Raw genomic sequence first — 3,433 nt, 5'->3', positions numbered from 1 at the left:
GTCGTAGGGCGACCTGCCGTCCTTGACCACGCTCTCGGGCTTGACGCCCACGGCGGCGAGCGCGCCGATGACGATCGAGGTCGAGTTGGTGTCGCTGGGCCCGCCCGGCGTGTACGGCCACCCGCCGGGCCGCCTTCGAGACGCCGGTCACGTTCGACGCGCCCGCGCGGTGACGGTGGGCGATCGAGTGACATGCGCCGGCGACGGCCTCGGGACAGGAGTGATGCCGGCCGGACGGGAGGGCCGTACCCCTGCGGGAATCGATGTGCCAGGATGCCGCCCATGGTGAACGTGGACCGTCATCTGGCCGATGACGAGGAGCTGGTGCACGCGACCCGCCAGCACTGGACGCAGATGGTGGGCGAGTTCGTCGTCCTGGTACTCGTCTGGGCCGTGGCGGGCGCGCTGGTGTGGGTGATTCCGTCCGGCCAGGACTGGGGCACCGTGGCCCGGTACGGGGTGCTGGGCCTGGCGGTGGTCGTCTCCGTGTGGTTCTGGCTACGGCCGCTGCTGATATGGCGCAGCACCGTGTACATCGTCACGACGAAGCGGGTCTCCGTGCGCGAGGGCTTCCTGACGAAGACGGGGCACAGCATCCCGCTGGCCCGCGTCAACGACGTGGAGTTCCGCGCCACGTTGTGGGAACGCGTCCTGCGCGAGGGGACGCTGACCATCCAGTCGGGGTCGGAGCACGGGACGCTCGCGCTGAAGCACGTTCCGGACCCGGAGGGTCTGCAGGGCCTGATCTACGCGGCGGTGGAGGACGAGCAGCGCAGCCACCAGTGGGGCAGCGCGGTACCGCCGGTCACCGGGTGACATCCGCCCGCGCCTCCCCCTACGCGACCTGCCTGAACCGCGGGGAGACGTTCCCTGTCAGGGGTGGAGGGCCGCCTCGCCCATGACGTGGACGCCCGCCTCCTCCCCCGGGCTTACCGGTACGGGGCCCGCGATGCGGATGTCGACCGGGGTGTCGTGGCCCTCGACGGTCACGGTGACCATGGCGTCGTGGCCGTAGTAGCGGACGTCGGTGACGGTGCCCCGGACCGCGCCGGCGGAGTCCGGCGCGGTCAGCCGGAGTTGTTCGGGACGGAGCAGGACCGTGCCGGACCGGAGCCCGTCGGAGGGGGCGGTGAGGGAGACCGGGCCCAGCGCGGTCAGGGCCGTGCCGTCGCCGTCGACGGTGCCGGGGAGCAGGACGGCCTCGCCGACGAAGCGGGCGACCCAGGGGTCGGCGGGGCGCCGGTAGAGGTTCTGCGGGGTGTCGCACTGGGCGACCTCGCCGTCGCGTACGACGGCGACGAGGTCGGCGGTGGACAGGGCCTCCTGCTGGTCGTGGGTGACGAGCAGGGCCGTCGCCCCCGTGGCCCGCAGCGCCGCCCGTACGTCCGACCGCACGCCTGCTCGCAGTGCGCTGTCCAGGGCGTTGAACGGTTCGTCCAGCAGCACGAGTTGGGGGCTGGGGGCGAGCGCGCGGGCCAGGGCGACGCGCTGTTGCTGGCCGCCGGACAGCTCGTGCGGCATGCGGTCGCCGTATCCGGCGAGGCCGACCAGTTCCAGCAGTTCCCCGGTGCGGCGCCGCCGTTCGCCGCGGTCGGCGCCGGTCAGTCCGAAGGCGACGTTGCGGGCCACGCTCAGGTGGGGGAAGAGGGCGCCCTCCTGCGGCACGATGCCGATCCGGCGCCGCTCCGGCGGGAGGTGGACGCCGGGCCCGCCAAGGAGCCGGCCGCCGAGCCGGACGGTGCCGGCGTCGGCGCGCAGGAAACCGGCGACGATCCGCAGCAGGGTCGTCTTGCCGCAGCCGGAGGGGCCCAGGACGGCGGCCAGTGCCCCCGCCGGGACGGTGAGGCCGAGGCCGTGCAGGACCGGTTCCCCGGGCCCGTAGGACTTGGTGAGCCCTTCGACGCGCAGTTCGTTCATGTCGCTCATGTCGTCCGTGTCGTTCACTTGCGGTGCCTGCCCAGGAGGTAGGAGGGGACGGCGGCCAGCAGGATCAGTGCGGCGGCGTAGGGGGCGGCGGCCGCGAAGGATCCCGTGCCGGTCTCGGTCCACAGCCGGGTGGCGAGGGTGTCCATGCCGGTGGGGCGCAGCAGGAGGGTCGCGGGGAGTTCCTTCATGCAGACCACGAAGGTGAGCGCGGCCCCGGCGGCCACCCCGGGCGCGGCGAGCGGCACGGTGATCTCGCGCAGCACCTGCCACGGCCGCCGCCCGAGGGAGCGGGCCACGTCGTCCAGGACGGGCGGCGCCTGGAGGACGGCGGCGCGGGTGGCGGCCACCGCGACGGGCAGGAACAGCACGGCGTACGCGCAGATGAGCAGCGGGAGTCGCTGGTAGAGGGGGTAGGCGTAGCGGACCGCGAAGAAGACCAGCGCGAGGGCGACCGTGATGCCGGGCAGCGCGTGCCCCGCGTACGCGGCCTGCTCCAGCAGACGGATGCCGCGTCCCCGGTACCGGGCGGCGATCACCCCGACCGGCAGGGCGAGGAGCGTGGTGAGGCCCGCGCCCGCGGCGGCGACGCCGAGGGTGGCCCAGGCCGTCCCGGCGAGCCCGCCCAGGTCCCAGGTGGCCGAGTTGCCGACGGCCAGCCAGTACCCGAGGACGGCCAGGGGGAAGACCACGGCGACGGCCGTCACCACCGAGCACCACAGCAGGGCGAGCGGCCGCCAGCGGCCGAGGGCGAGCGGGGCCGCCGGGCGGGCGGTGCCCTTTCCGGTCCTGGCGTGCCCGGTCCGGCCGCGCGTACGGGCCTCGGCGGCGACCAGCGCGATCGTCATCACCACCAGCACCACGCTGAGCGCGGCCGCCGGGGTGCGGTCGAAGGAGGCGCGGTAGGAGGTGTGGATGGCCAGGGTGAACGTGTCGTACCGCATGAGCGAGACCGCGCCGAAGTCGGAGAGCGTGTACAGCGCGACGAGCAGGGCGCCGCCCCCGGCCGCGGGCCGCAGTTGGGGCAGGGTGACGCGGACGAACGTCCGCAGCGGCCCGTGCCCCAGGGAGCGCGCGGCCTCCTCCTGGGCCGGGTCGAGGCCCCGCAGCGCGGCGGTGACCGGCAGCAGGACGTACGGGAAGCCGACCAGCGTCATCGCGAGCGCGGCCCCGCCGAACCCGGCGAGCCCCGGTGCGGCCGACAGCCAGGCGAACGCGGTGACGTAGCTGGGCACGGCGAGCGGCAGGGTGGCCAGGACCGCCCAGGCGCGGGCCCCGGGCAGGGCGGTGCGCACGGTCAGCCAGGCCAGCGAGACCCCCAGCAGCAGGGAGGCCGCCACGACCACGGCGGTCAGGCCGAGGCTGCGGGCGAGGAGGTCCCGGGTGCGTGCGTCGGAGACGATGTCCCAGGCGTGGGCGGGGCCCCGTTCCAGGGCGCGGACGGCGAGGTAGCCGAGGGGCAGCAGGGCGAGGAGGGCGGCGGCGCAGGCGGGTACGAGCAGCACCAGGG

At 74.9% G+C, this 3,433-nt stretch carries 3 protein-coding genes and 2 pseudogenes; 1 reads left to right on the top strand and 4 read right to left on the bottom strand.

Going from position 1 to position 3,433, the window contains the following annotated elements:
• Positions 1 to 138 (bottom strand): annotated as a pseudogene (locus C1I97_RS43105) (prenyltransferase/squalene oxidase repeat-containing protein); the annotation flags it as partial.
• 144 nt (positions 139 to 282) lie between these two features.
• Here C1I97_RS43105 and C1I97_RS33650 point away from each other — a divergent pair.
• Positions 283 to 816: a PH domain-containing protein gene (locus C1I97_RS33650; protein WP_258382865.1), complete on the top strand. Its 534-nt coding sequence runs from the start codon at positions 283 to 285 to the stop codon at positions 814 to 816.
• 57 nt (positions 817 to 873) lie between these two features.
• Here C1I97_RS33650 and C1I97_RS43100 read toward each other — a convergent pair whose 3' ends face one another.
• From C1I97_RS43100 to C1I97_RS33640, 3 genes and pseudogenes are all read right to left on the bottom strand, one after another.
• A complete protein-coding gene (locus C1I97_RS43100; RefSeq protein WP_441349183.1) occupies positions 874 to 1,395 on the bottom strand; it encodes a TOBE domain-containing protein in 522 nt (173 codons plus the stop codon).
• A 17-nt stretch (positions 1,396 to 1,412) separates the two neighbouring features.
• A pseudogene (locus C1I97_RS43095) lies at positions 1,413 to 1,917 on the bottom strand (ABC transporter ATP-binding protein); the annotation flags it as partial.
• Between the two features lie 23 nt (positions 1,918 to 1,940).
• Positions 1,941 to 3,431 (bottom strand): ABC transporter permease, encoded by a 1,491-nt coding sequence (locus C1I97_RS33640; protein ID WP_111006807.1) that lies wholly within the window; start codon positions 3,429 to 3,431, stop codon positions 1,941 to 1,943.
• Between the last annotated feature and the right edge of the window lie 2 nt (positions 3,432 to 3,433).

It is taken from the genome of Streptomyces sp. NTH33 (assembly GCF_003236365.1).
Classification (GTDB): Bacteria; Actinomycetota; Actinomycetes; order Streptomycetales; family Streptomycetaceae; genus Streptomyces.
The sequence above is the reverse complement of the archived record's forward strand: the minus strand, read 5'-3'. Positions and strand labels throughout refer to the sequence as shown.

Coding starts and splice junctions, on each gene's coding strand:
- C1I97_RS33650 (WP_258382865.1), top strand. CDS start 283: ATGGTGAACGTGGACCGTCATCTGGCCGATGACGAGGAGCTGGTGCAC.